This window comes from Paraburkholderia sp. GAS333, from assembly GCF_050435665.1.
In the GTDB taxonomy this organism is placed as follows: domain Bacteria; phylum Pseudomonadota; class Gammaproteobacteria; order Burkholderiales; family Burkholderiaceae; genus Paraburkholderia; species Paraburkholderia fungorum_A.
This window is the reverse complement of record NZ_JBNDKS010000013.1, coordinates 1-23,496: the sequence shown is the minus strand read 5'-3', so window position 1 is coordinate 23,496 and position 23,496 is coordinate 1. Positions and strand designations below refer to the sequence as shown.

At 58.1% G+C, this 23,496-nt stretch carries 20 protein-coding genes; 15 read left to right on the top strand and 5 right to left on the bottom strand.

Going from position 1 to position 23,496, the window contains the following annotated elements:
• The first annotated feature begins 47 nt into the window (after positions 1-47).
• From ABH945_RS34820 to ABH945_RS34780, 9 genes are all read left to right on the top strand, one after another.
• On the top strand, positions 48-1,259 hold the full coding sequence (locus ABH945_RS34820) for a CaiB/BaiF CoA transferase family protein (protein ID WP_074771257.1): 1,212 nt from the start codon (positions 48-50) through the stop codon (positions 1,257-1,259).
• Entirely contained in the window at positions 1,260-2,399 is a 1,140-nt protein-coding gene (locus ABH945_RS34815; protein ID WP_429253682.1) for a carbohydrate ABC transporter substrate-binding protein, read from the top strand.
• A 105-nt stretch (positions 2,400-2,504) separates the two neighbouring features.
• Positions 2,505-3,878, top strand: coding sequence for an MFS transporter (locus ABH945_RS34810; RefSeq protein WP_429253681.1), 1,374 nt, complete (start codon positions 2,505-2,507; stop codon positions 3,876-3,878).
• A 28-nt stretch (positions 3,879-3,906) separates the two neighbouring features.
• Positions 3,907-4,353 carry a MaoC family dehydratase gene (locus tag ABH945_RS34805; RefSeq protein WP_074771260.1) on the top strand — a complete coding sequence of 149 codons (447 nt, stop codon included), beginning with the start codon at positions 3,907-3,909 and terminating at the stop codon, positions 4,351-4,353.
• A 60-nt stretch (positions 4,354-4,413) separates the two neighbouring features.
• Positions 4,414-5,289, top strand: a complete 876-nt coding sequence (locus ABH945_RS34800; protein WP_429253680.1) for an amidohydrolase family protein — start codon at positions 4,414-4,416, stop codon at positions 5,287-5,289.
• Positions 5,290-5,309: 20 nt separating this feature from the next.
• Positions 5,310-7,220, top strand: coding sequence for a sugar ABC transporter ATP-binding protein (locus tag ABH945_RS34795; RefSeq protein ID WP_429253679.1), 1,911 nt, complete (start codon positions 5,310-5,312; stop codon positions 7,218-7,220).
• Entirely contained in the window at positions 7,213-8,214 is a 1,002-nt protein-coding gene (locus ABH945_RS34790) for an ABC transporter permease (RefSeq protein WP_429253678.1), read from the top strand. The genes ABH945_RS34795 and ABH945_RS34790 overlap by 8 nt, the downstream gene beginning before the upstream one ends.
• Before the next feature lie 36 nt (positions 8,215-8,250).
• The gene (locus ABH945_RS34785) at positions 8,251-9,234 is read left to right on the top strand and encodes a substrate-binding domain-containing protein (protein ID WP_429253677.1); all 984 of its coding nucleotides are present in this window, start codon (positions 8,251-8,253) and stop codon (positions 9,232-9,234) included.
• A 64-nt stretch (positions 9,235-9,298) separates the two neighbouring features.
• A complete protein-coding gene (locus tag ABH945_RS34780) occupies positions 9,299-10,474 on the top strand; it encodes a fumarylacetoacetate hydrolase family protein (protein WP_429253676.1) in 1,176 nt (391 codons plus the stop codon).
• A 133-nt stretch (positions 10,475-10,607) separates the two neighbouring features.
• Here ABH945_RS34780 and ABH945_RS34775 read toward each other — a convergent pair whose 3' ends face one another.
• Complete coding sequence (locus tag ABH945_RS34775) at positions 10,608-11,951, bottom strand: hypothetical protein (RefSeq protein WP_429253675.1); 1,344 nt, start codon at positions 11,949-11,951, stop codon at positions 10,608-10,610.
• 504 nt (positions 11,952-12,455) lie between these two features.
• Between ABH945_RS34775 and ABH945_RS34770 the strand changes: the two genes are divergently transcribed.
• Entirely contained in the window at positions 12,456-13,532 is a 1,077-nt protein-coding gene (locus tag ABH945_RS34770; RefSeq protein ID WP_429253674.1) for a linear amide C-N hydrolase, read from the top strand.
• A 148-nt stretch (positions 13,533-13,680) separates the two neighbouring features.
• A complete protein-coding gene (locus tag ABH945_RS34765) occupies positions 13,681-13,986 on the top strand; it encodes a putative quinol monooxygenase (protein ID WP_429253673.1) in 306 nt (101 codons plus the stop codon).
• Positions 13,987-14,218: 232 nt separating this feature from the next.
• Here ABH945_RS34765 and ABH945_RS34760 read toward each other — a convergent pair whose 3' ends face one another.
• From ABH945_RS34760 to oxlT, 4 genes are all read right to left on the bottom strand, one after another.
• Positions 14,219-14,650 (bottom strand): PAS domain-containing protein, encoded by a 432-nt coding sequence (locus ABH945_RS34760; RefSeq protein WP_429253672.1) that lies wholly within the window; start codon positions 14,648-14,650, stop codon positions 14,219-14,221.
• A gap of 102 nt (positions 14,651-14,752) precedes the next feature.
• The gene (gene frc / locus ABH945_RS34755; protein ID WP_074772141.1) at positions 14,753-16,003 is read right to left on the bottom strand and encodes a formyl-CoA transferase; all 1,251 of its coding nucleotides are present in this window, start codon (positions 16,001-16,003) and stop codon (positions 14,753-14,755) included.
• A 25-nt stretch (positions 16,004-16,028) separates the two neighbouring features.
• Positions 16,029-17,771, bottom strand: coding sequence for an oxalyl-CoA decarboxylase (gene oxc / locus ABH945_RS34750; protein ID WP_429253671.1), 1,743 nt, complete (start codon positions 17,769-17,771; stop codon positions 16,029-16,031).
• Between the two features lie 64 nt (positions 17,772-17,835).
• The gene (gene oxlT / locus ABH945_RS34745) at positions 17,836-19,167 is read right to left on the bottom strand and encodes an oxalate/formate MFS antiporter (protein ID WP_429253670.1); all 1,332 of its coding nucleotides are present in this window, start codon (positions 19,165-19,167) and stop codon (positions 17,836-17,838) included.
• Between the two features lie 516 nt (positions 19,168-19,683).
• Between oxlT and ABH945_RS34740 the strand changes: the two genes are divergently transcribed.
• The 4 genes from ABH945_RS34740 (at position 19,684) to ABH945_RS34725 (ending at position 23,294) form a co-directional block, all read left to right on the top strand.
• Complete coding sequence (locus tag ABH945_RS34740; RefSeq protein ID WP_429253669.1) at positions 19,684-20,073, top strand: hypothetical protein; 390 nt, start codon at positions 19,684-19,686, stop codon at positions 20,071-20,073.
• Positions 20,074-21,139: 1,066 nt separating this feature from the next.
• The gene (locus tag ABH945_RS34735; protein WP_429253668.1) at positions 21,140-21,391 is read left to right on the top strand and encodes a hypothetical protein; all 252 of its coding nucleotides are present in this window, start codon (positions 21,140-21,142) and stop codon (positions 21,389-21,391) included.
• Positions 21,392-22,094: 703 nt separating this feature from the next.
• Positions 22,095-22,295 (top strand): hypothetical protein, encoded by a 201-nt coding sequence (locus tag ABH945_RS34730; RefSeq protein ID WP_429253667.1) that lies wholly within the window; start codon positions 22,095-22,097, stop codon positions 22,293-22,295.
• Positions 22,296-22,346: 51 nt separating this feature from the next.
• On the top strand, positions 22,347-23,294 hold the full coding sequence (locus ABH945_RS34725; protein WP_429253666.1) for a hypothetical protein: 948 nt from the start codon (positions 22,347-22,349) through the stop codon (positions 23,292-23,294).
• Positions 23,295-23,496 lie beyond the last annotated feature (202 nt).

The window sequence follows — 23,496 nt, the reverse complement described above, 5'->3', positions numbered from 1 at the left end:
TTGCGCTAACATGTTATCGCAAACAATCACTCAGGGTCCTGTCTCTCATGCCTCAACAAGCTGCCAAATCAATCCTCTCCGGTTACAAGGTGGTCGACTGTACGATTGCCATGGCCGGTCCGTTCGCTACCCAACGTCTTGGAGACCTCGGCGCAGACGTCATCAAGGTCGAGCCGCTCGACGGCGAGTGGCAACGTCATACGCCGGCGGGCGGCGCGACGGGCAACAGGATCAACGCGTCGTTTCTTTCGCTGAACCGCAACAAGCGCTCGCTTGCCGTCGATCTGAAGAACGACGCGGGGCGCGCCGTATTGTTCGATCTCGTGAAGTCGGCGGATGTATTCGTGCAGAACTATCGGCCCGGCGTGGCAAAGCGCCTGGGCGTGGACTACGAGTCGCTGTCGAAGCTGAACCCGTCGCTCGTCTACGTGTCGATGTCGGGTTATGGCGAAGACGGCCCTTATGCGCACCGTCCTGGGCAGGACTTGCTGCTGCAGGGCATGTCCGGGGCGATGTTGTCGACCGGCCGTGCAGGTGATGCGCCGTCTCCGGCCGGTCAGTATCTGGTCGATGCGGTCGCCGCGTCGACGGCATTCGAAGCGGTGATCGCGGCGCTGTTGCATCGCGAGCGAACCGGCGAAGGCCAACTCGTGACCGTCAATATGCTGGATGCGATCACGACCTTGCAGATGCAGGAACTGTCCGTGTACATGCAAGGCGGGCTGCCGCAGAAGCGGTCGGCCGAGCCGCACGCCCACGTCTACATCCGCGCGCCGTACGGTGCGTTTGCCACCGTCGATGGCTTCGTGATCGTCGCGATGCCTTCGTTGAAGACCTTTGGTGAAGTGATCGGCGAGCCGAGTTTTGTTGGTATGAACGATACGACCGATCCGTGGACGCATCGCGACGAGATCTATGCGCGCACGCGTGAGCGCCTGGCCACCCGCACCACCGCCGAGTGGCTTGCGGCCTTCGACGCCAACGGTATCTGGGCCGGTCCGGTATACGGCTACGAGCAGTTGCTCAACGACCCGCAGATCCAGCACAACGGTACTTTCGTCGAATACGATCATTCGAGCGAAGGGCGCGTGAAGGCGCCGGGCTTCCCGTACAAGTTCTCGAAAACTCCGGCTTCCGTGCGCATCGGTGCGCCTCAGGTGGGCGAGCATACGCGCTCGGTGTTGCAGGAACTGGGCTACGACGAGACGGCGATCGACGCGCTGCTGCGCGATCGGGTCATCAACGAGACGGCGGCCTGAATGGCTCGGTCCAGCATCCGCGGTCTGACATGGGACCATCCGCGAGGCTTTGCCGCGCTCGATGCCGCTTCCGCATTGCCCGAGGCGGCGGATCTCAACCTGCAGTGGCAAACGCAATCGCTGGAGGGTTTCGAATCGCATCCCATTGGCGAGTTGTGCGAACAATACGATCTGGTCGTGCTGGATCATCCGCATGTCGGCGAGGCGGTCGAGGCCGGGTGCCTCTGGCCGCTGGAGGAACTGTTTTCTGCGCAGGAGTTGCAGAGCTGGGCCGCGCAATCGGTTGGCGCGAGTTATGAGTCGTACGCGTGGCAGGGCAGGCAGTGGGCATTGCCGCTCGATGCCGCCACTCAGGTGGCCGCGGCACGAGCCGATCTGATCGACGGAGCATTACCGGCAAGTTGGACCGATGTGGTGGATCTGTCGAGCGACGGCGGCGTATGTTTGTCTATCGCCGGTCCGCACGCCATGCTGAGTTTCTGTTCGATGATGACGGCTTTCGGCAGCCCGCCTGAAGTGGAGCGCAGCGCCGCGCATTTCGTCGATGAAGCGACCGCGCTCGAGGTGCTCGACGTCATGGCGACGCTGGTCGGCCGCATGAATCCGGCGACTCACGCGCTCAATCCGATCCAGATGCTCGAATTCATGAGCCGTAACGACGAAGTGCGTTTCTGTCCGCTGATTTATGGCTACGTCAATTACGCGACGCGAACTGACGAGCGCGCGCCGGTGAGGTTCGTCGACGTGCCCGTTGCGAGGCCCGCGGGCCGTCACGGTTCGACGCTCGGCGGCACGGGCATTGCGCTGAGCCGACGCTCGAAGCCATCGCGCGAATTGCTCGATCATCTGCGGTTCCTGATGTCGGAAAGCACGCAGGTCGACTTCATTCCTGCGCATGACGGTCAGCCGAGTCATCGCGCGGCATGGACGCACGCGGGCGTGAACGATGCCTCCGGTAACTTCTACCGCGATACGCTGGCGACCATCGAACAGGCGTATGTGCGGCCGCGCTATGCGGGCTATATCGCGTTCCAGACGCGTGCGTCGTCTGCGATCCGTGCGGCACTGGTGGACGGTACGTCGCATCGTCAACTCATAGCGGCGTTGAATGCGGGTTTTAAACAGCAGTCGGTCAGGTGAAACAACCATTCCCACTTCGCGTTGCGAAGTGATGAAATCGAGCACCCGATAACACGCCGGCCATCAAGAGCCGCGCACGTCCGACCTTTGGGTCAGGAGGAGACTATGACGCAGGGGAATACTTCGCTGCCCGGCAATGCACGGCTCGATGTCGAGCCGCCCGTTGCGGGAAAAGCTCATTCGCAGGCCGTACCGAAGGTCGATGCGCGCAGTTTGCGCAATGCGACCGTGTCGGCGGTGATCGGCACGGCGCTCGAATGGTACGACTTTTACATCTATGCGACCGCTGCTGCGCTGATTTTCAACAAGCTGTTTTTCCCCTCGCTGTCGTCTTCGGCGGGCACGCTGGCGGCTTTCGGCACCTACGCCGTCGGGTTTCTCGCGCGGCCCATAGGGGGCGTCGTATTCGGCCGCGCCGGCGATCTTTACGGTCGCAAGAAAGTGCTGGTCATCACGCTGGTGCTGATGGGAACTGCGACGATGGCCATCGGCTTCATGCCGACTTATGCGTCCATCGGCATGGCTGCGCCGATCGGGCTGATCGTATTGCGTATTCTTCAGGGGCTTGCCGCTGGTGCAGAGTACGGCGGTGCGGTCACGCTGGCGGCCGAGTGCGCGCCCGCGAGCAAGCGAGGCTTCTACGCCAGTCTCCCCACGCTCGGTGTATGTCTGGGCACCTTGCTCTCGGCGGGCGTGTTCTTCATCGTCAACAACCTGATGAGTGAGGCCGACTTTCTCGGCTACGGATGGCGCATTCCGTTTCTGCTGAGCGTATTCGCCATTGCCGCCGGTGCCTATATCCGCAGACAGGTCAACGAATCGCCGGTGTTCGAGCAACTCAAGAAAGAGAAGAACGTCACGAAGGAACCGTTGAAGGAGATGTTCCGCGAAGCCGGCCCGCGTTTCTGGATTGCTTTCGCAGCGCGATTCGCGGAGAACATGTCAGGCTATTTCTTCCAGATCTGGACGCTCGCGTACATCACGAAACAACTCGCCGTGTCGCGCAACATAGGTTTGGCAGGCGTGCTGATCGGCGCGAGTCTCGGCATCGTGACGATTCCCTTTTTCGGCTGGCTGTCGGATCGCGTTGGACGTAAGCCGATTTATCTGTTTGGCTCGTTGCTGTTCGGTATCGGCACGTTTCCGTATTTCTGGTTGTTGAACTCGGGCAACAGCCTGCTGATCATCGCGACCATTGCGATTGCAATCGGCTTCTCGAACTACGCGATGCTGTCTGTTCAAGGCGCCTACTTCAACGAACTATTCGGCGCACGTACCCGCTTCACGGCGATTTCTACGGTGCGGGAAGTATCGGCGGTATTCGCCGGGGGCATTGCGCCGTTTATCTGTACGGCGTTACTGCAAGCGGGCGGCGGTTCCTATATTCCGGTGGCGATTTACGCCATCGCCATGGCGGTGATTACTTCCGTGGGTCTCATTATCGGGCCGGAAACGCGAGGCCGGAATCTCGCGGACTAACCACCGGGCCGATCATTCTGGAAAAACCATGCATACGACAAGCTTGAACAAGTTCGGGGACCTGAACGAGGGCGACGCGTTCATCACACCGGGTATCACAGTGTCAGAGGCACAGATTCTGGGCTTCGCGGGACTGACGGGCGATTTCATGCCGCATCACACCGACGAGAAATTCGCCACGGATCTCGGCTTTCGCGGGCGGCTCGCGCACGGCCTGCTGGTGCTCGGACTGGTGGACGGTCTGAAGAACCGGTCGTTGATCCAGTTCGACGTGATTGCCGCGCTGAACTGGGACTCGTGGCGTTTTGTCGGCCCGGTGTATGTGGGCGACCGGATCGACGCCGAGATCACCATCGCGGGCAAACGGCTCACGAAGTCGGGCACGCGGGGCATCGTGACGCTCGACATCAAGGTTCGCAACCAGCACGGCGAGATCGTTCAGGAAGGCAAAAACCAGCTGATGCTGGCCGCCTGAGCGTCGGCTAGGCGACCGCCGGACCCGTGTGATTTTCCAATCCAACTTGTAGAGGCAGTGATGGCTTCAGACGACTTCGCTTTTGTCGACGCTCACCACCATCTTTGGGATCTCAGCCAGCTTCACTACGCATGGCTGACCGACAAACCGTTCGAAGGCCATCCTTCGGGCGACTATTCGGCGATCAAGCGCAATTACGTGGTGTCCGATCTCAAGGCCGCCGGTGCACCGGTCAATCTGATCAAGTCAGTCCATATCGAAACCGCCGACGGCGAGGGCGACCCGGTTCGCGAAACCGCGTGGCTGCAAAGCGTGGCCGACAAGGACGGGTTCCCCAATGCGATCATCGCGCGCGGCGAACTGATGGATGCGAACAATGAACAGCAACTGGATCGCCACCTCGAGTACACGAATTTTCGCGGCGTCCGGATGCTGACGTTTTATGGGCCGGACATTCTGAACGACTCTGCATTTCTGCGTGGGTTCGAGGGGCTGCGCAAACGCGATCTCGTATTCGACATGGACGCGGACATTGCGCACACCGACAAAGTACTCAAGCTCGCAAAGCAATTCCCGGATGTGCGGATTATCCTCGGCCATTGCGGCTTTCCGAAACAGCGCAGCGTGGAGTACTTCCACGCGTGGTGCAAGGGCATGAAGGCGATCTCACAGGCGCCGAACATTGCCTGCAAGCTCTCAGGGCTATTGATGGTGGACCACGACTGGTCGATTGGATCGATTACGCCGTGGATCGAAAAATGTATCGAGTTCTTCGGTGTCGAGCGCTGCATGTTCGGCACGAACTGGCCGCTCGACGGCCTGTACGCCGACTACGCCACGCTGGTGAACGCCTATCGCACGATCGTGGCCGACTTCACCGCCGACGAAAAGAAGGCCTTGTTCCAGCGCTCGGCGGAAACCTGGTACCGCATTTGATTCCGACCGGCGATGCACCCATGGACATTCTGATTGCAGAGAAGGTCGAAAAACGCTTCGGGCCTGTTCAGGCGCTGGCGAATGCGCGACTGCGCCTGCGGGCTCGTGAAATTCACTCGCTGGTCGGCGTGAACGGGGCGGGCAAGTCGACTCTGTCGAAAATCATCAGCGGACATTATCAGAAGACGAGCGGCGAGTTCGTCTACGAAGGCAAGGCGACCGAATTCACCTCGCCCCGGCATGCAATGGAAAGCGGCGTGTCCATCGTGCTGCAGGAAACCAGTATTGCGCCCGATCTGAGCGTGCTCGAAAACCTGGTGTTGCCGCGCTTTGCATCGCCGGCGCGCATCAACTGGCGGTCGTTGCGCGCGGACGCCGCCAAAGCATTAGCGGCGCTGGAGGTCACGCATCTGGCGCTCGACGAGCGTGCGGGTTCGTTGTCGATGGCCAATCGCCAGATGGTGGAGATCGCTCGCGCCACGCTGCAGCGCTCGAAAATCTTTATCTTCGATGAACCGACCGCATCGCTGTCGCCTGGAGAAGTGCAGCATCTTTTCCGCATCATGCGAAAGCTGCGCGATGACGGCAGCGCGTTGATGTTCGTCTCGCACCGTCTCGAAGAACTGTTCGAGATATCGGATTGCTTCACCATCATGCGTGAAGGGTCGACCGTGGAGAGCGATCTGCCGGTGCATCAGACCAACCCGAACGATCTGGTTGAGCGGATGGTCGGACGGCGCGTTTCGTCTTTGTATGCGAAGCCGCGTGTTCGCGCGGAGGGCACCGCGATCACTACGCGTGGTCACGGAACAGCGTTGCTCGAAGCGCAGAACCTCTCGGCGGAAGCTGGTGTGAAAGATGTTTCGTTTACCTTGGAGCGGGGCAAGATTCTCGGGCTCGGTGGCCTGGTCGGCGCGGGCCGAACCGAGACTTTGGAAACACTATTTGGATTGAGAAAGATCAGGGGCGGGGAAATCCGTGTCGATGGTACGAAGTTCGTACCGCGTCACCCGAGGGATGCTGTAGCAAAGGGCATGGCGTTGCTGACCGAAGATCGACGCAGTCAGGGCATCGTGCCTGACCTCTCGCTCCAGGAGAATCTCATGCTGCCGATGCTGGGCCAGGCGGGTGGCAGAACGTGGCGATCGGCTGCGGCCAGTGCAGTGAAGCGGTTTATTCAGGATTTCGACATGCCCGCGCATGTGGTCAGGACCGCCGTGACCAGTTTGAGCGGCGGACAACAGCAGAAGATGTTGCTGGCCCGATGGCTTCTGACCGAGCCGAAGATTCTACTGCTGGACGAGCCGACCCGAGGCATCGACATCGGCACGCGCAGCCATATCTATTCGGTGATCAGGCAGTGCGCCGAAGCAGGCATGGGCATCGTCATCGTGTCGTCGGACTTCGAGGAATTGCTCGGCATGTCGGACGAAGTACTCGTTCTCAGCGATGGACGTTCGATCGCCAGTGCCGGCAGCGATGTGTTCGATCCTCAGACACTCACGATGTTCGCCGCACCGCGTTCATCTTCCGGCGCGTTGCGCAAGGTGATTGCCGATCTGCCTGGTCAACTGGGCTGCACGACCTACTGGATCGACGTGGTGGCGGGCCGCGTGTTCTGCTTCGACCTCTCGGAGCGCAGCGATCTTCCCGTCGGGATATCACGGAACGAGTTTCCGCACATCGGGGAGACCGCCATTCCCTGTGCGCTGACCGGCTTGCGCAGCGCGGAGTTCAGAAACGACGAAGCGCGCCGGTCGATCCTGTTCGAACTGGCCAACGAATCCGGCCATTCGTTCGGCTGGCTCGGCATGACGTTTCCGGTCGACAGCACGCATTCGGAAGCCATGCTGGAACAACACCTGATGTCGGCGATGCAGGCAGCGGATATCCATCATCTGAAATTGAGCAGGGGAAGTCGACATGCGTGACGCAAAGACCGCCACGGCGGCACTCGACCAGAGTTCCGCGAAGGTTTCATCGACGCGAGCGCCGCTACGTCTGCCGTCCGACGTGCGGATTATCGGCGTGGCGCTGGTCATTTTCATCATCATGTCGGTCGCCAGCCCGCGTTTTCTGACCTCGGGCAACATTTATAACCTGCTCGATCAGTCGGTCGTGGTGGGGATCGTCGCGATCGGACAAACCTTTGTGATCCTCGTTGCCGGCATTGATCTTTCAGTGGGCGCGGTGACGGGCGTTGCCGGGATCATCTTCGGGATTCTCGCCACCCGAGCCGGGCTTCCGTTATATCTCGGCGTGCCGGTCGCGATTGGCGCAGGCGCGTGTCTGGGTCTGCTCAATGGTTTTCTGGTGAACTTCGGCCGGATTGCGCCCTTCATCGTGACGCTTGGCACGATGTCGATCTGCCGGTCGGTCGCCTATCTGATCAGCAATGGCAACTCGATCTCAGGCTTGCCCGATGCGCTCTCCGAATTGAGCGTCGCGGAAGCCTTCGGCATACCGGTCAATTTTCTGTTCCTGCTGACGCTGTTTGCGATTGCGTGGTGGTATCTCCAGCGCACTAAAGGCGGCCGCACGATCTACGCGATCGGATCGAATCGCGACGCGGCCGTGGCCGCCGGTCTGCGGACCACTCGCTACTCCAACCTCGCTTACGCGGTGTCCGGTGCATCGGCAGGGCTCGCGTCGGTGTTTCTCAGTTCGCGGCTCATGTCGATCGATCCGCTCGCGGGAAATGGCCTTGAACTCGACGCGATTGCCGCCGTGGTGATTGGCGGTGCGAGTCTGTTTGGCGGACGCGGTTCGATGCTGGGAAGTCTGTTCGGCGTTTTCATCATGGTTCTGATCCGTAACGGTCTGAACCTCCTGGGCGTCGGCCCGTACTGGCAAGGGACGGCGATCGGAACCATCATTCTCGTTGCAGTACTGATCGAGCGGCTGACGAGCGGTACCAAACGTTAAGCATCACCACGTGAACAAAAAGATCTGGAGGAGCGCATGAACACGAAACTGAAAACCGTCAGGCATCTGCTGCAAGGAATTGCCTTTGGCGCAATGATCGCTTGGTTTCCCGCGCAAAACGCGAGCGCCCAGGCAGCGGGTAAACAATACGTCTATATCGCGCCGGCGCTAGATCTGCCGTTCTGGCATGTCGTCGGCGATGGCGTTGCGGCGGGCGTGAAGGCGCACGGCGGCACCGTCAATTACATGGACTCGCACAACGACGCCGCGACGCAACTGAAGAACGCTCAGGACGCGATTGCGCAGGGCGTGGCGGGCATCGTGCTGTCGCCGACCGACTCGAGCACCGCGCCGAGCGTGCTGGCGCTCGCGAAGCAGCATGGCATTCCGGTCAGCATCGCCGGCATCGGCACGACCTCGGGCGACTACCGGACCTACGTAGGCTCCGACGACGAGAAGGGCGCCTACGCAGTCGGCAAGGAACTCGCGCGCGTGATGGTGCAACGTGGCTGGCAGAAGGGCGGCTACGGCATCGTCACCATTTCGCTCGGACGGGAAAACGGCAAGCTGCGCACCGCTGGCTTTCGCCGCGCGATGAGCGAGGCGGGCATTCACGAGATGGCTCTGAATCAGATGCAGAAGTACACGCCTGACGAGACGTTCAGCTTTGTGCAGGACATGATGACCGCGCATCCGGATATGCATGCGGTTTTCGTCGAGACCGACACGCCTACACTCGGCGCTGCGCGCGCGATCCGTATTGGTCATCGCGACAAGGACGTTGCGCTCGTCGCATTCGATGGCATTCCTGAATTTATCGACATGCTGAAGAAAGGCCAACTGCTTGCTTCCGGCATGCAGCAGCCGTTTCTGATGGGACAGGAGGCGGCGAATGCGTTATACGACTCGTCGTTGAGTCAGAAGAACCTGTCGATCCCGGTTCTTCTCGTCACGCCCGCGAATGTCGACAGTCAGATGAGCGTGATCAACAAGACCGTCATGCCCAGAAACGGAAACTGATCGTCTGATTTTTAGATTCGGGCGCGTTCGCAGCGCTCCGACACCTGTTTTGGAGAGTCGAGTAATGGATATCGCAACTGCGCGGTCTTATCTTCCTGCAGACCTGGAGAGCGCGCTGCTGGTCGGGCGTGTGTGGCGTAAAACGACTTCGTTCGAGGGGCCGTGCGTCGTCGTGGTGCGCAACGGGAAGATGATCGATATCACAGGCATTGCACCTACTACGGCGGATCTTTTTGATCGCGCCGATCTGCTGAACGTCGTGCGCGCAAGCGAGGGCGAGGACGTTGGCGATGTAGTGGAAATCATGGCGCAGCAGTTTGCGCCGCAGACGCCTCAGGTGAAACTACTCGCACCGTGCGACGTTCAGGCCATCAAGGCGTGCGGTGTCACCTTTGCGGTCAGCCTGATCGAACGGGTGATCGAGGAGCAGGCAGGCGGCGATGCGAGCCGTGCAAACGAAGTACGCGCGACGATCCAGCAGACCATCGGCTCGGACCTTTCGCAGATCGTGCCCGGCTCCGACGCTGCAATGCGTCTGAAAGCCGAACTGACTGAACGCGGTCTCTGGTCGCAATATCTGGAGGTCGGCATTGGCCCCGATGCCGAAGTGTTTACCAAGGCGCAGCCCATGTCCTCCGTTGCATCGGGCGACGAAGTGGGTTTGCTGCCCGCGTCCAGCTGGAATAATCCGGAGCCCGAAGTGGTTCTCGCGGTGAATGCGCGTGGCGAAACAGTGGGCGCAACGCTCGGCAACGACGTGAATCTGCGCGACATCGAGGGCCGCTCCGCGCTGCTGCTCGGCAAATGCAAGGATAACAACGCGTCATGTGCGATCGGTCCGTTCGTTCGACTGTTCGACGAGAGCTTCACAATCGACACGGTGCGCTCGGCGTCGGTGAGTCTGCATATCGAAGGGACAGACGGCTTCGAACTGCAAGGTGTCAGCCATATGAAGGCGATCAGCCGCGACCCACTCGATCTCGTCAGCCAGACGCACGGCGCGCATCATCAGTACCCGGATGGGTTCATGCTGTTTCTCGGCACGATGTTCTCCCCAGTTAAGGACAGGCATGGCGCGGGTGCCGGGTTCACTCACGAACTCGGCGATACGGTGACCATCTCGACCGGTACGTTAGGCGCGTTGGTCAATCGCGTCGGGTTGTGCACGGAAGTGCCGCCCTGGGTGTTCGGCACGCGCGCGTTGTTCAGGAATCTTGCGGCGCGCGGGAAGCATGTATAAACGTCTCGTTGCAGAGGATGAGCGGAGTGGCTTGCGATCCGGCTGTGCGCGAGCCTCGCGTATGTCGCTGAGCATGCGGATTTGCCGGATCGCGGATCTGAGCCACCCGTGCCTCACGGGCTGGCCAGTCAGATCAAAGCGACACGATCTGACGTAACAGTTCCAACGCCTTCATTTCGTCCAGCCGGCCGGTTCGTGCTTTGCCTGCGAGGGTTTTGATCAGCGCCTCTGCGATTGGCTCGATGCCGACGAGATCGTAGAGGCTCGTGACAGTAGCAGAGCGACTGGGCTCCGCGACGGCCGCGGTAAAGGGAACCGGCGCAGGCTGCAGGTGAGAAACGGGTAGCGAGACATCTTTGTCGGCAGCTTGCTTGACCGCAAGAGTGGGCGCAGACGTCGATGCTGTATCCAGTGCCTCTACTGCGTCCTTCGTCACAGCGGCGCTGGTGCTTTGCTCTACCGCGGACGGTTGAACATGTCGACTGCTCGCGGCTTTCACTTTCTTACTCGCGGACTTTCTCGCCACTCCTGTTTCCGGCGTGGTCGCGACTGATCGCGGCTGCTGATCGGGTGCCGGTCGACCCGATTGCGGATCGAGCAAAGCCGACACCGATTCGGGAATGTCCGTTACCTCGCGCGGGATATCCAGCCAGACCGATGGCAGTCCGAGGCGTTCTGTGAAACGGTGCGCTTCGGCGTCGTCCATACGCTTCTGACCATACAGACGGTTGTCGAGGTTGGAGGCGCTGATATCCACTACCGCAGCCAGGCGCACCTTCGATCCCTTACGCGATGTAAGTACGTGCAGGTTGGCGCGACGGATGTTCTGCACGGCCGCCTCGTCGTTCAACGGCAGGGATTGTTGAGCCCCGCGTTTGATGGGTGCTTTGGCTTTCGCTGATGCTGCTTTCTCGGAAGGCGCAGCGGCTGACTTTGCCTGTGCAGGACTGTTCTTCACGACGGACTTTGGCGAGCCGCTGTCAATTTTCTTTGGCATTTCTGATTCCCGGAGCAAACGGTCAGTGGACGTACGGTTGTTCGCCAGCGTTGAAGGTACCTGCTCGTCCGTCAATTCGGGTTCGATATTGGCGTGGATAAAGTCAAGCGGCGCCTTCAGACGAGTGATGGTCGCCGACGGGAGGGCAGGGTTGGGCTGATCGAAAAACCCTTCGGGCAGTCCGAGCGTCGTTTCAATGTGGAAGGCCGTCTCAGGTGTGAATCTCTCGCCGTTGATCAATTCCGCCACGCGCGAGAGGTTGGAATCGAGTCCTAATGCGATGTTCTCGGCGCCTACTGCATCAACCAGCCATTTGAATGAACGTGTTTTGAAAATGGATGCGGTCTGGCCCGCATCTCGTGCGGGTGGCGATTTTGCGTACGGCTTGTTCTGTCGATGGGAGGTCTGTTTTGGGGCCGGCCGCGATTGGTGCAGGCCCTTGTCCCGAGATCCCGGATATCGCCCGCGTGGCTGGCTCATAAATTGGGGTTCTCCGCTGGTGAATTCACTATCAATGCGGGGATTATAAGCGAGGGGGTAGGGAGGCAACGGTCTGAAGGATCGGTGGTCGTGAACGGCTTCTTAGTGACGTTCGGACGGCGGACTCTGCTGAAGTTCAGGTGAAGACGGATGGGAGGAGAGGCCTCTGATCAGCCAGGAGCTGCAGCTCGATAAAGCAATGTAAGCGGTCGTTCGAGAGTGCTAAACGGAATAGAAGTAATTCAGGTGGAGATCAAGATGATCGCAGCGAGTCGAGACGGCGCGGGAGGTGACCCTTGCTCGCCAGACAAGGCCCCAATGAAAGGACGGTCGAGGTCGTTGCTTCGAATGTCTGCGAGACCCTTCCAGCCCCCTAGCGTCGCCGTAAAACCCGTAAAATGGATTGCTGATGTGCCCGCCTGCTAGCCAATGCCCACGGGCCGCGCGATGTGCGCGCGCAGCGTTTGCGAGACCCCGAATCCCTGACCAGAGTTAGGAGTTTGCGTGCGCCACTCTTTTTGTTCTGTTCTAACCGTTCTTGTCGCCGCAGCGACGCAGGTTGTTACTCCGGTTGCATCGCTTGCCTGCACGAGGGTTGTCTATCTTGGCGCCGACAACGACGTCATCACCGCCCGATCGATGGACTGGAAGCTCGACATTGCCACCAACCTTTACATCCTCCCCCGCGGTATTGCTCGCAACGGAGAGGCCGGTCCGAACTCCCTGAAATGGACCGCAAAATATGGAAGCGTCGTCGCCACCGGCTACGACGTCTCTACCACCGACGGCGTGAATGAAAAGGGCCTCGCAGCCGAACTGCTGTGGCTCGTCGAATCGCAATACCCGGCGTTCAACAAAGACTCCCGACCCGGACTCACCATCGCGGCGTGGGCGCAGTACGTGCTCGACAACTTCGCGACCGTTTCGGAAGCGGTGGCCGCGCTGGAGAAGGAGCCGTTCACCATCGTCACGGACAACGTCCCCGGTGAAGAACGCCTCGCCACGCTGCATCTGTCGATGTCGGATGCGACGGGCGACAGCGCAATCGTCGAGTACGTGGGTGGCAGGCAGGTCATTCACCACGGGCGGCAGTACCAGGTCATGACTAACTCACCGACCTTCGACGAGCAACTCGCGCTGAACGCGTACTGGAAACAGATTGGCGGCACCGTATGGTTGCCCGGCACGAATCGATCGGCCGACCGCTTCGCGCGTGCTTCGTTCTATATCAACGCAATTCCGAAGAGCGAAGACCCCGTTGTTGCACTTGCCAGTGTTTTCAGCGTAATCCGCAACGTGTCCGTGCCGTACGGCATTACCACGCCGGACGAGCCTAACATTTCGTCTACCCGTTGGCGTACCGTTGTTGATCATAAGCGCATGCTCTACTTCTTCGAATCGGCGCTGACGCCCAACACATTCTGGGTGGACCTCAAGAAGGTCGACTTCGCTCCCGGCGCGCCGGTCAAACGTCTCGACCTCGGTAAGGATCAGAGAAACACTTTCAACGGTGAAGTCTCCCGATATTTTCAACCTGCGCCTCCGTTTCCTTTCCTTGGTCTTGGTGGTAAGCCTGGTTGATGTATGGCGGGATGTCCGTGCTGCGCCGCGGAGGGTCGTCGGCGCGGTCAGCCGATCATTTCGCGGAAGCCGTTTGGCACCGGCCTCAAAGCCCCAAGATGACGTAACATCGACACCCTTCAGAACGTTGCAAAGAGTGAGAGCGACAATGCGCCAGCAGAACCAGCCAGCCTACATCATCAGAATGCGCGCCAAGCCCGGAAGCGGGGACAAGCTGTTCGAACTTGCTACCGCCGGCATGGCGAAGTCAGGTGCATCTAATCGCTTTATCATCCTGCGTGAGGATGACGACCCTGATGTGCTTTGGAACATCGAGGTATTCACGTCTGAAGAGGCAAAGGATCACTATGAGAATAGCCCGCTAGCTGACGAACTCCGGGACGAGATTCTGGAACTTCTGGCTGAGCCGCCGACGCGTATCGCGGCCCACCCTTATTCGGCTGCACCGGAATGAAACGCCGTTGCGTGTGACCAAACGGCGGCGATCCCGACGGACTCTGAGCCGCACGTAAGTTGATGGGTGGCGAAACGCTTAACGAGTCAGTATAGGACCGTGCCCGCGGCCATCACCGGTCATTCGACGACCTTCCCACGATCGCCGACGATCCGTAAAAATGCAGCAGCGTAGCCCAATGCTGCCGCCCCGGCCGTAGACGGCAACGGGGACTGCGCTGTCATCCCACCGCTCACGCGCCAGCGGACGCTTCCAGCTCCGCAAGACGCTGGCGCAACAAGCGATCCTCTTTGAAACGGGCGGTTTCATCGCGAATCACTGCGACGATACCGTTGAGTTCGTTTTGCGGCGAATGCAGCAATGCAACTGTAAAGGCGATCGACATTGACCGTCCGTCTTTATGCACGGCGGGGACACGCAGAACATCATTGCCGTAACGGGTTTCGCCCGTTGCCATGGTCTTGTGATAGCCGTCCCAGTGTCGGCCGCGCAAGCGTTCCGGAATGATCAGGTCCAGTGAATTGCCGAGCGCCTCGCTTTGCGTAAAGCCGAACATCCGTTCGGCTGCGGGGTTCCAGAAGGTGATGCTGCCGCCGGCATCGGAGATGATGATCGCGTCGCCGATTGCGTTGGCAAGTTGCTGGAAGTCGATGGGAGTTTGCACGGCGCTCCTCCAGGGAAAAATGCGGATTTGGACAAAATGCGGCGCCGTCAGAGGCGCTTCATCTTCACGTCAGAGCCAGATTCACCGGCCTGCGTGGCGCCGTCAAACCGCTTTGACTTCGCGCAGATTGAAGATCTCCTGGTTGCTGTAACCAAGGCCCGCCAGCACTTCGTCGGTATGCTCCCCGAGCAGAGGAGATGCCGTGACCTCCGGCTTCATGTCCGAGAATTTGATCGGGCTGCCGACGGTCAGATACGAGCCGCGTTTCTTGTGCGGTACTTCGACGATCGTACCGCTCGCCCGCAATGAAGGATCGTTGGCCAGTTCCTTCATCGTCAGCACTGGCGCACACGGAATGTCGAATTTGCGCAAGATGTCGACCGCTTCGAATTTGGTCTTGTCGGCGAGCCACGCTTCGATGGTTTTGAAGATCTCAAAGATATGCGGTTGACGCGCCTCAGCGGTTTTATAGGCCGGGTCATCGATCCACTCGGTCTTACCGAGCGCTTTGCAGATCGGCTCCCATGCATGGCCCTGGATCGTGAAATAGATGTAGGCATTCGAATCCGTTTCCCAGCCCTTGCATTTGAGCACCCAGCCCGGCTGCCCACCGCCGCCCGCATTACCGCCGCGCGGCACTACATCGCCGAACTCACCGTGCGGATATTGCGGATATTCTTCGAGATATCCCACTCGCTCCAGTCGCTGCTGATCGCGGAGCTTCACACGGCACAGGTTCAGCACGCTGTCCTGCATCGATACAGCGACCTTCTGGCCCTTGCCTGTTTTGTCGCGCCCGAGCAGTGCAGTCAGAATGCCGATCGCGAGATGCATGCCTGTGTTGCTGTCGCCAAGCGCCGCGGCGCTGATGGTCGGCGGGCCGTCCCAGAAGCCGGTGGTGGAGGCCGCTCCCCCTGCGCATTGCGCAACGTTTTCGTAGACCTTGAGGTCGTCGTAGTGGTGACCGTCGCTGAAACCCTTCACCGAGGCGACGATCATCTTGGGGTTGAGTTCGTTTAGACGTTCCCACGAAAAACCCATCCGGTCCAACGCGCCCGGTCCGAAATTCTCGACCAGAACATCGGATTCGCGGATCAGTTTTTCGAGCACTTCCTTGCCTTCTGGCTTCTTCGTGTCGAGTGTCAGCGACTTCTTATTGCTGTTGAGCATCGTGAAGTACAGTGCGTCGGCATCCGGGATGTCGCGCAATTGGCTGCGCGTGACGTCGCCCGACCCTGGCCTTTCGACCTTGATCACGTCAGCACCGAACCAGGCGAGCAACTGGGTGCACGCGGGACCGGCCTGAACATGAGTGAAGTCGATGATCTTGATGCCTTCGAGAGGTTTGGTCATGTTGGTATCTCCTTGGTTAATACAATTACTTTTTCATTGCCGCGCTTTGCGGATTCAGATTCGTCAGGCGGCCGCTTTCGGTGCCGGCCGCTTCGTCGATTACTGCATTGATCAAGCTAGGTTTGCCCGATGCGATTGCCTCGACGAGTGCCTTCGTCAGTTCTTCCGGCGTGCTCGCGTGGTAGCCGATGCCGCCGAATGCCTCGATCATCCTGTCGTAGCGCGCACCCTTCACGAACACAGTAGGCGCAACGTCCTTACCGCCCGTCGGGTTCACGTCGGTGCCGCGATAAACACCGTTGTTGTTGAATACGATCGTGCAAACCGGCAACTCGTAACGACAGATCGTTTCGAGTTCCATGCCGCTGAATCCGAAAGCGCTGTCGCCTTCGATCGCGACCACCGGCTTGCCTGTCGTTACCGCCGCGCCGATGGCGAAGCCCATCCCGATACCCATGATTCCCCACGTGCCGGAATCAAAGCGCTTGCGCGGTTCGGCCATGTCGATAATGCTGCGCGCGTAGTCGAGCGTATTGGCGCCTTCGTTGACGACGTTGATGTCCGGGCGGGTCTTCAGCACGTCACGAATCGCACGCAAAGCACTGTGGAAATTCATCGGAGATGGGTTCTTGTCGAGCATCGCGGCCATCTTCGCGAGATTCCGGCTCTTGCGCTCGGCGATCGCACCGGTCCATTCGCCCTCCGGCCTGGGGAAGTTCTCATCGAGGCCGGCGCGCAGCGCCGCCACGCACGAGCCGATGTCACCGATTACCGGCGCCGCAATCGCGACATTGCTGTCGATTTCAGTCGGAGAGATATCGACCTGCACGAACTTTTTCGGCGCCGTGCCCCACGTGTTGCCCTTGCCATGCGACAGCAGCCAGTTCAGACGCGCGCCAATCAGAACGACAACGTCGGCTTCCTGCAGCACAAACGAACGCGCTGCCGATGCGGATTGCTCGTGCGTGTCGGGCAACAAGCCCTTGGCCATCGACATCGGCAGATACGGAATGCCGCTTTGCTCGACGAAGGCGCGGATTTCCGCGTCAGCCTGGGCATACGCGGCCCCCTTGCCTAGCAGAATCAGCGGACGTTTTGCGCTTTTCAGCACGTCAAGCGCACGCTTGACCGATTCCGGCGCGGGCAATTGACGCGGCGCGGCGTCGACCACTTTCACCAGCGACTGCTGCGCCTTGACGGTGTCCAGCGTTTGCGCGAGCAGCCTGGCCGGCAGGTCCAGATAGACGCCACCCGGCCGGCCAGAGACCGCTGCACGGATCGCACGTGCCACGCCGATGCCGATGTCCTCCGCATGGAGCACGCGGTACGCTGCCTTGGCGTAAGGCCTGGCGGCGTTCAATTGATCCATTTCTTCGTAATCTCCCTGCTGCAGATCGACGATTTCGCGTTCGCTCGACCCGCTGATCAGGATCATCGGGAAACAGTTCGTGGTCGCGTTCGCGAGGGCTGTCAAGCCGTTGAGAAAGCCCGGTGCCGACACGGTCAGACAGATGCCCGGCTTCTGCGTGATGTAGCCGGAAATTGCCGCCGCGTTGCCTGCGTGCTGTTCATGACGGAAGCCGATGAAACGCATCCCCTCCGCTTGTGCAAGCCGCGCGAGGTCGGTGATGGGAATGCCCACCAGTCCGAAGATGGTATTGATGTCGTTCAGTTTCAGCGCGTCGATGACGAGATGGAATCCATCGGTCGTTTCACTCGCCTGTTGTTGTGACGTAGTGCCTGTTGTGAGCTGGTCGGCTTCTGCCATGACATCTCTCCTGGGTAGCGGGGCGTGATGAGTTGGATCGTGAGCGGCGGGCTCACGGGGGCATTCATTCAGACGAGCCGCCGGACGACGGTTGCAACCGTGCCTCGGCGATAGCTACGCCGGCTGACGCGCCTGAGTTTTCGATCCAGCGCTTTCTCATAGGGGCGAGAATGAATTTCGCGGAGACGGCGGCCGCGATCGATATCACGGCCGCTGAGATAAATACGGTGTTCCAGCCACCGTTCGCGGACAGCACCGATGCAACCGGCACCAGCATCGCGGCAGTCCCTTTCGCGGTGTAGAGCGTCCCCGCATTCGCTGCGGCGTATTTGCTGCCGAAAGTGTCCGCACAGGTCGCCGGGAAGATCGAGAAGATTTCGCCCCAACAAAGGAAGATGGCGGCGGCGAAGAACATGAACGCGTACGGGTTATGGCCGAACTGCATCAGTCCGAGCAGCGCGACGCCTTCGCCGAGAAAGATCATGAACATGGTGTTTTCACGGCCAATGCGGTCCGATAGAAAGCCGCACAGAGGGCGAGTGAAACCGTTGCACAGATTGTCGATGGACAGCGTCATCGTGAGGAGCGGCAGCGTGATGCCCAGCAGGTTGACCGGCATTCTGGCGAAGCCGTATTCCTTCGCGATCGGTCCTAGCTGAGCGGTTGCAATGATGCCGCCGGCCGCGACGAATACGAACATCAGATAGAGCACCCAGAACAGCGGCGAACGGACCATCTCGCGGGACGTGTAGTCGACCTTGCTTGCAACAATACGTTTAGGCGCGACCGCGTAGGCAGGCGGTTTAGGCCGTACCAGCAACGTGGCGAGCAGCAGGATGCAGACGCCTTGGAAAATGCCGAAGAACATGAACGTGTACTCGTAGCCCGAACGCTGGATCATGTTGGCGATGGGAATCACAGTTACCGCCGCGCCGGCGCCGAAGCCCGCCGCCGTCAACCCCGCTGCGAGACCGCGTTTGTCCGGGAACCATTTGAGTGCCATCCCGACGCAGGTGCCGTACACACATCCCGCGCCGATACCGGCAATGACTGCCGCGATGTAGAGTTCAGTAAGACTGCCTGCATGAGCGTTAATCATCCAGCCGATAGCCGCGCAGAGCGCACCGCCGATCACCACCGGGCGCGGTCCGAACTTGTCGACGAGCCAGCCTTCTACGGGAACGAGCCAGGTTTCGGTGACGACGAAGATGGTGAATGCGGTCTGAATCGCCGCTTGTCCCCAGTGATGAGCGTTGTCTATTGGAACGACGAATAACGTCCACGCGTATTGCAGGTTCGCGACCAGTCCCATGCACACCACGCCGATCGCGAGTTGTATCCACCGTTGATGCCAGAACGCTGGCCGGCCAGTCTCCGCCACATTGGAATGTCCCATGTCTCCGTCTCCTGTACTTTCCGTCGCGCTCGAACGGCGCGTTGGACTTACGTGATCGAATCGCTTCGTCGCTGGTTTGTCTGCGAGCAAGGAAGCGCCAATGGTCGGCCAGAGAAAAGCGCACTAACGAAAGCTCTTACTCGTCGAACGAACAACAGTGGGGCTGAAATCTATTGGACGTTCAGCGGGTGTGAGGGGATGCTGCGCGAGAACGACGATAAGTGAAAGTTAAAATATTTTATGGTTTGCATTAGGTATCCGTAATACAAGAGTCCGCCGCTTCCGACGGCGAGCCTCTGCGCCCGTGTTTTATGATCCCTGGACGTAGTCGGACTTCTCCTGATGCTCAACTGCTGGGTAGCGCGCCGCGAAAACGAGGGTTTTTCGCATTGAAATTGCGAGACGGAAGATTACATATATAAGTAAAGATTTATCATTTTTCCAAAAAACTTTAATTATTGTTTATCTAATCTCCCTTCTATTCTTGATCGTGCCATTTGCCGGAAGGAGACGACGATGAACACCTCTCAATTTCATACGTGCGACAGCGCTCATGATGCTGAAGTCGAGGCGCAACTTTGTGCCTACAACGCCGCTTTTGAAGAACTCGGCCTGCGCTTCCGTTGGGATGAGCGCACGCTGACGTCGCTGGCAACGATTCACGACGAACATGAGCAGATCGCCGCGTACGTCCAGGCGCATCATGCGCACTTACTGAAGGCGTATAGCGCTGAGTTTTTGAGTCAGGCGATCCTCGACAGGAAAAAAGCCCGCTATCCGTCTCGCTTTCAGGGGCGCGTCGACAGTGCGACGCATCCAGCCAACGTGATGCCTTTACCGCAAGTGAACCGCCGGTACGGGCGTGCATCGGATGAATTGGAGTTGCCAGCGCTGGTTGGCGTGTAGATTGCGCGTCGCTGCGGCTTACATGGGGATTGGCATGGCCGCTATGGGCTTTTTGCAAGCGCCGCGAAGCGGATCATGAAAGCGATATCGGCAGTGATACTGCTGGCCCTCGAATCGAAGGCTCTCACACGCAGGCAATTGCCCGGCAAAGCACTAATGGGCTCCATGGATGAACTGCTGTGGAGGGGAAGTGCTTCCTGAGTTGGCCGCGGTTTGAATGGCCGTTGTTGATAAATTGGAAGGGGCGATCAGGGGGCGACTCCGGTCTGACGCGAGTCGATTATCTGCCGAGCAACTATGTAATCGGCATCGGACTGTAGTCGGCCAATAATCGCCGTTGGCCCAGCGTCGAAACCCGTTGCTCGAATGGCTGGTTCACTTTGGGAACTGCCGAATGCACAAGGAGCGTGTGCGCTACCGCACATTGTGTAAGCCATTTGTGATGTCATATTTATGTGGAGGCCCTTCATTCGAAAGACGGTAGAAACATAATGCACTTACACTTGTCAGCAAGTCCGCCCTTTTTGGATTCCGATTTTTCTGCCAGACGTTCGCCATTTATGAGAGTGCCTTGATGACTTTTTCCGGCAAAACGTTACTCCCCGCACGGCCAACGGTGCGATGGGTATGTCTATGCCTTATCGTTTGTCATGTAGTTTTTCGGCCCCCATGTGCAGTGGCGCAGAATGCGTTTATTGATTGCAGGACAAGTGCCACGTTCTACGGCTCATTTGGTGCTCTTACTATAAAGTCGGACTCGATGAATCGAGATCAAAGCAGATGGTATCGGTGCGAATCTCACTGTCAGTTCAGGGGCAAGTCTGGCAAGCCAGTAAATCTCGACTGTGCAGGCTTTGTTCCACCGAATCAGAAGGTTTTCACCCTTTTTTGCGCGAGGCCGCTGGGCTTGGGCGAGGAGCTTGTTACCATGAATCCATTAGCGGCTAGCCGAAACAACTGTACGCCGCTTCCCAGCCCTCCGCAGTGATACGACGAATGCAAGCGCTTATTGGAGGACAGAGAGCGCTGCATGGATGTTTAGATTGAATAAACATTGGAGGCGATAATGTTCCGTAATGCAGTGGCGGTGGTGGCGTTTTCTGCCGGTATTGCACCTGGCTTTCTAGGTAACCATGCGCTTGCTACGCCTGTACCGGGAACCGGTCGCAATGTATTAACTGCAATGCCGCGGCAAATCGGCGGACCGCAAATTTCTATATACCGTTTTGAGACTGCTGACGAGTGCCAAAACGCCAAACAGTATTACGCAAGTCAATACCCGGCAGACAAATGGAACGTTGTTTGCATCCTAGGTTAATGAGTCATCCGTGGACTCCCCGGATTGCTCGATCGTCGTTCAGGTAGAAACAGCAATGCTGCGACCGCATCAATTCGCTACATTGCAAGCGCGGAGCTTAGCGTATCCAAACGTCGGCCTTCGTCGATCCTCCGCGACTATCCGCTGTATTGAAGAGTGTTCCGATCGACCAATTTGACAATCTGATGAATCGTTTCGCCTTTACGCCGGCGGTCCTACATCAATGCCTTCTGGCTCTCAGTATAGTAGATACTCGATCTTTGTTTCATTGCAACACCTCCACTGCTCACGGAGATTCTAGTGTGTTGCATCGACCGGTTGAATCCGTTGGCGACTTCTGCCGGATGCAGCCGGCTCGACGAATGTCACCGGCTATTTTTAACATCAGAGCGCGATCGGCCAACTACAGTTGCTCGATCGCGCACTCTGACGTTCCCAAAGAACTGTGCGGTAGTCAACAGACGTTCGTGACACTGCTGTGCATTATCTGGTAGCGAGGTTGAGCGCCTTTACCGAAGGCAGTCCATTTGCCAGCACCTCCGGCTCATGACAACCACGCTGACGGCCGCAATTTAAGTCGCGATGGGACGATGTTCAACGACGGCGTACGCGGTTATATTGCGTACGCGCGAGTAGATGCGTCATAGCCTGTCCAGTTGTTCATTAAGCGCGGCATACTTGCTTCATTTCATCGGAGGAATGTATGGGAAAGAAAGTCGTTGTGACGCTAGTTATGGATGAAGACGCAGAGGTTACGGTCAAACCGCTAGCTGGTCGCGTTGCGGTATCTCCTCCTTCACTTCCCGAGGGAAGCAATCAGCATCTATTGAGTATTACACACACTGTCACGCAATTTCCCGTTACTGGGCTGGATGGTGACAACGACGTTGATCCGAATCATTAAAAGACGCTTGGTTGACCAGCTCGCCCAAGTTATAAATGTGAGCGATATTAAATGATTTTAATAATCGGATCAAAAAATGACCCTCACGTATCGAGTGTTTTGACGCACCTATCGAGCGAATCAGTTGATTTTGTGGTTCTGGACCCTTTCGGATCATCTGCGGCTAAAGCAAAATTTTCTTTGAATGCAGAAATGACATTGTCTATAGGGACTTCCGTGCCAGTTGATGGGGATGTCACGTCCGTATGGTGGAGACTTAAACCACATACCGGCTTTCCAAACAGTAGCGCGGTTGATCTATATGATTATTATTTTCGGCAGCGCGAATGGGGCCAAGCGTTGGAATATTTGGAGGATCACTACGTAGGCGCTCGCTGGCTTAATAATCGAACAGCAGCTAGAAAAGCATCAAATAAGCTACTCCAATTAAAAATTGCCGAATCAATTGGATTTTCTATTCCTCGTACGCTGGTTACATCCGATTTAGAAGAGTTGTTGGAATTTAAAAAGTCACTTAGTCCATCTGATCTATTGTTTAAGACATTTACTCCGTACGCCAACCCTGATGGAAAGCTTGCTTACGCGCAAATTCTCACTTCTGATGAATTGTCCAGTATGAGGGACTCAATTTCGAGTTGTCCTTCGCTTTATCAAGAGTACATCGAAAAAGCGTATGAACTCCGCGTTACGGTAGTAGGAGGGGATGTTTACGGAGCCAAAATATGTGCGGCTGACACTAAAGCAGCCAGACAAGACTGGCGAGCCGGCCTGTTCGATAATAGATACGAGAAAGCAAGAATTCCTGAAATTACTTGCGAGAAGATATTCAAAATGTCTCACGAACTCGGAATCGAGTACGGTGCTTATGATTTTATCGTTCAACCCGATGGCCGCATTGTGTTTCTTGAGGTGAATCCCTTTGGCCAATGGCTCTGGCTTGAAAATCAGGTAGACCTTCCGATATCGAGGGCAATCGCAGATTGGTTGCGAGGCAGGTAAACACAAACGCGCTTATACAGAATTTTACCGAACCAGTACGCGTACTACGCATAAATTTTTAGTGAAAGCGCTACCCAATCTTGCGTACCGCTGTAGCGGTTTTTGGTCGAGACCGTGTGAAAACGCGTTGATCGCCTAAACTGAATCAACACGCTGATACCGGGTGACTCATGAAGCGATTCGTTGAGGGCGATGACCGCAA

Bases quoted from the DNA above. Each gene is read 5' to 3' on its own strand.
- ABH945_RS34730 (WP_429253667.1), top strand. From the start codon at position 22,095: ATGGGAAAGAAAGTCGTTGTGACGCTAGTTATGGATGAAGACGCAGAG.
- ABH945_RS34810 (WP_429253681.1), top strand. From the start codon at position 2,505: ATGACGCAGGGGAATACTTCGCTGCCCGGCAATGCACGGCTCGATGTC.
- ABH945_RS34815 (WP_429253682.1), top strand. From the start codon at position 1,260: ATGGCTCGGTCCAGCATCCGCGGTCTGACATGGGACCATCCGCGAGGC.
- ABH945_RS34790 (WP_429253678.1), top strand. From the start codon at position 7,213: ATGCGTGACGCAAAGACCGCCACGGCGGCACTCGACCAGAGTTCCGCG.
- ABH945_RS34800 (WP_429253680.1), top strand. From the start codon at position 4,414: ATGGCTTCAGACGACTTCGCTTTTGTCGACGCTCACCACCATCTTTGG.
- oxc (WP_429253671.1), bottom strand. From the start codon at position 17,771: ATGGCAGAAGCCGACCAGCTCACAACAGGCACTACGTCACAACAACAG.
- ABH945_RS34785 (WP_429253677.1), top strand. From the start codon at position 8,251: ATGAACACGAAACTGAAAACCGTCAGGCATCTGCTGCAAGGAATTGCC.
- ABH945_RS34735 (WP_429253668.1), top strand. From the start codon at position 21,140: ATGTTCCGTAATGCAGTGGCGGTGGTGGCGTTTTCTGCCGGTATTGCA.
- ABH945_RS34780 (WP_429253676.1), top strand. From the start codon at position 9,299: ATGGATATCGCAACTGCGCGGTCTTATCTTCCTGCAGACCTGGAGAGC.
- ABH945_RS34820 (WP_074771257.1), top strand. From the start codon at position 48: ATGCCTCAACAAGCTGCCAAATCAATCCTCTCCGGTTACAAGGTGGTC.
- ABH945_RS34740 (WP_429253669.1), top strand. From the start codon at position 19,684: ATGAACACCTCTCAATTTCATACGTGCGACAGCGCTCATGATGCTGAA.
- oxlT (WP_429253670.1), bottom strand. From the start codon at position 19,167: ATGGGACATTCCAATGTGGCGGAGACTGGCCGGCCAGCGTTCTGGCAT.
- ABH945_RS34775 (WP_429253675.1), bottom strand. From the start codon at position 11,951: ATGAGCCAGCCACGCGGGCGATATCCGGGATCTCGGGACAAGGGCCTG.
- frc (WP_074772141.1), bottom strand. From the start codon at position 16,003: ATGACCAAACCTCTCGAAGGCATCAAGATCATCGACTTCACTCATGTT.
- ABH945_RS34795 (WP_429253679.1), top strand. From the start codon at position 5,310: ATGGACATTCTGATTGCAGAGAAGGTCGAAAAACGCTTCGGGCCTGTT.
- ABH945_RS34725 (WP_429253666.1), top strand. From the start codon at position 22,347: ATGATTTTAATAATCGGATCAAAAAATGACCCTCACGTATCGAGTGTT.
- ABH945_RS34805 (WP_074771260.1), top strand. From the start codon at position 3,907: ATGCATACGACAAGCTTGAACAAGTTCGGGGACCTGAACGAGGGCGAC.
- ABH945_RS34765 (WP_429253673.1), top strand. From the start codon at position 13,681: ATGCGCCAGCAGAACCAGCCAGCCTACATCATCAGAATGCGCGCCAAG.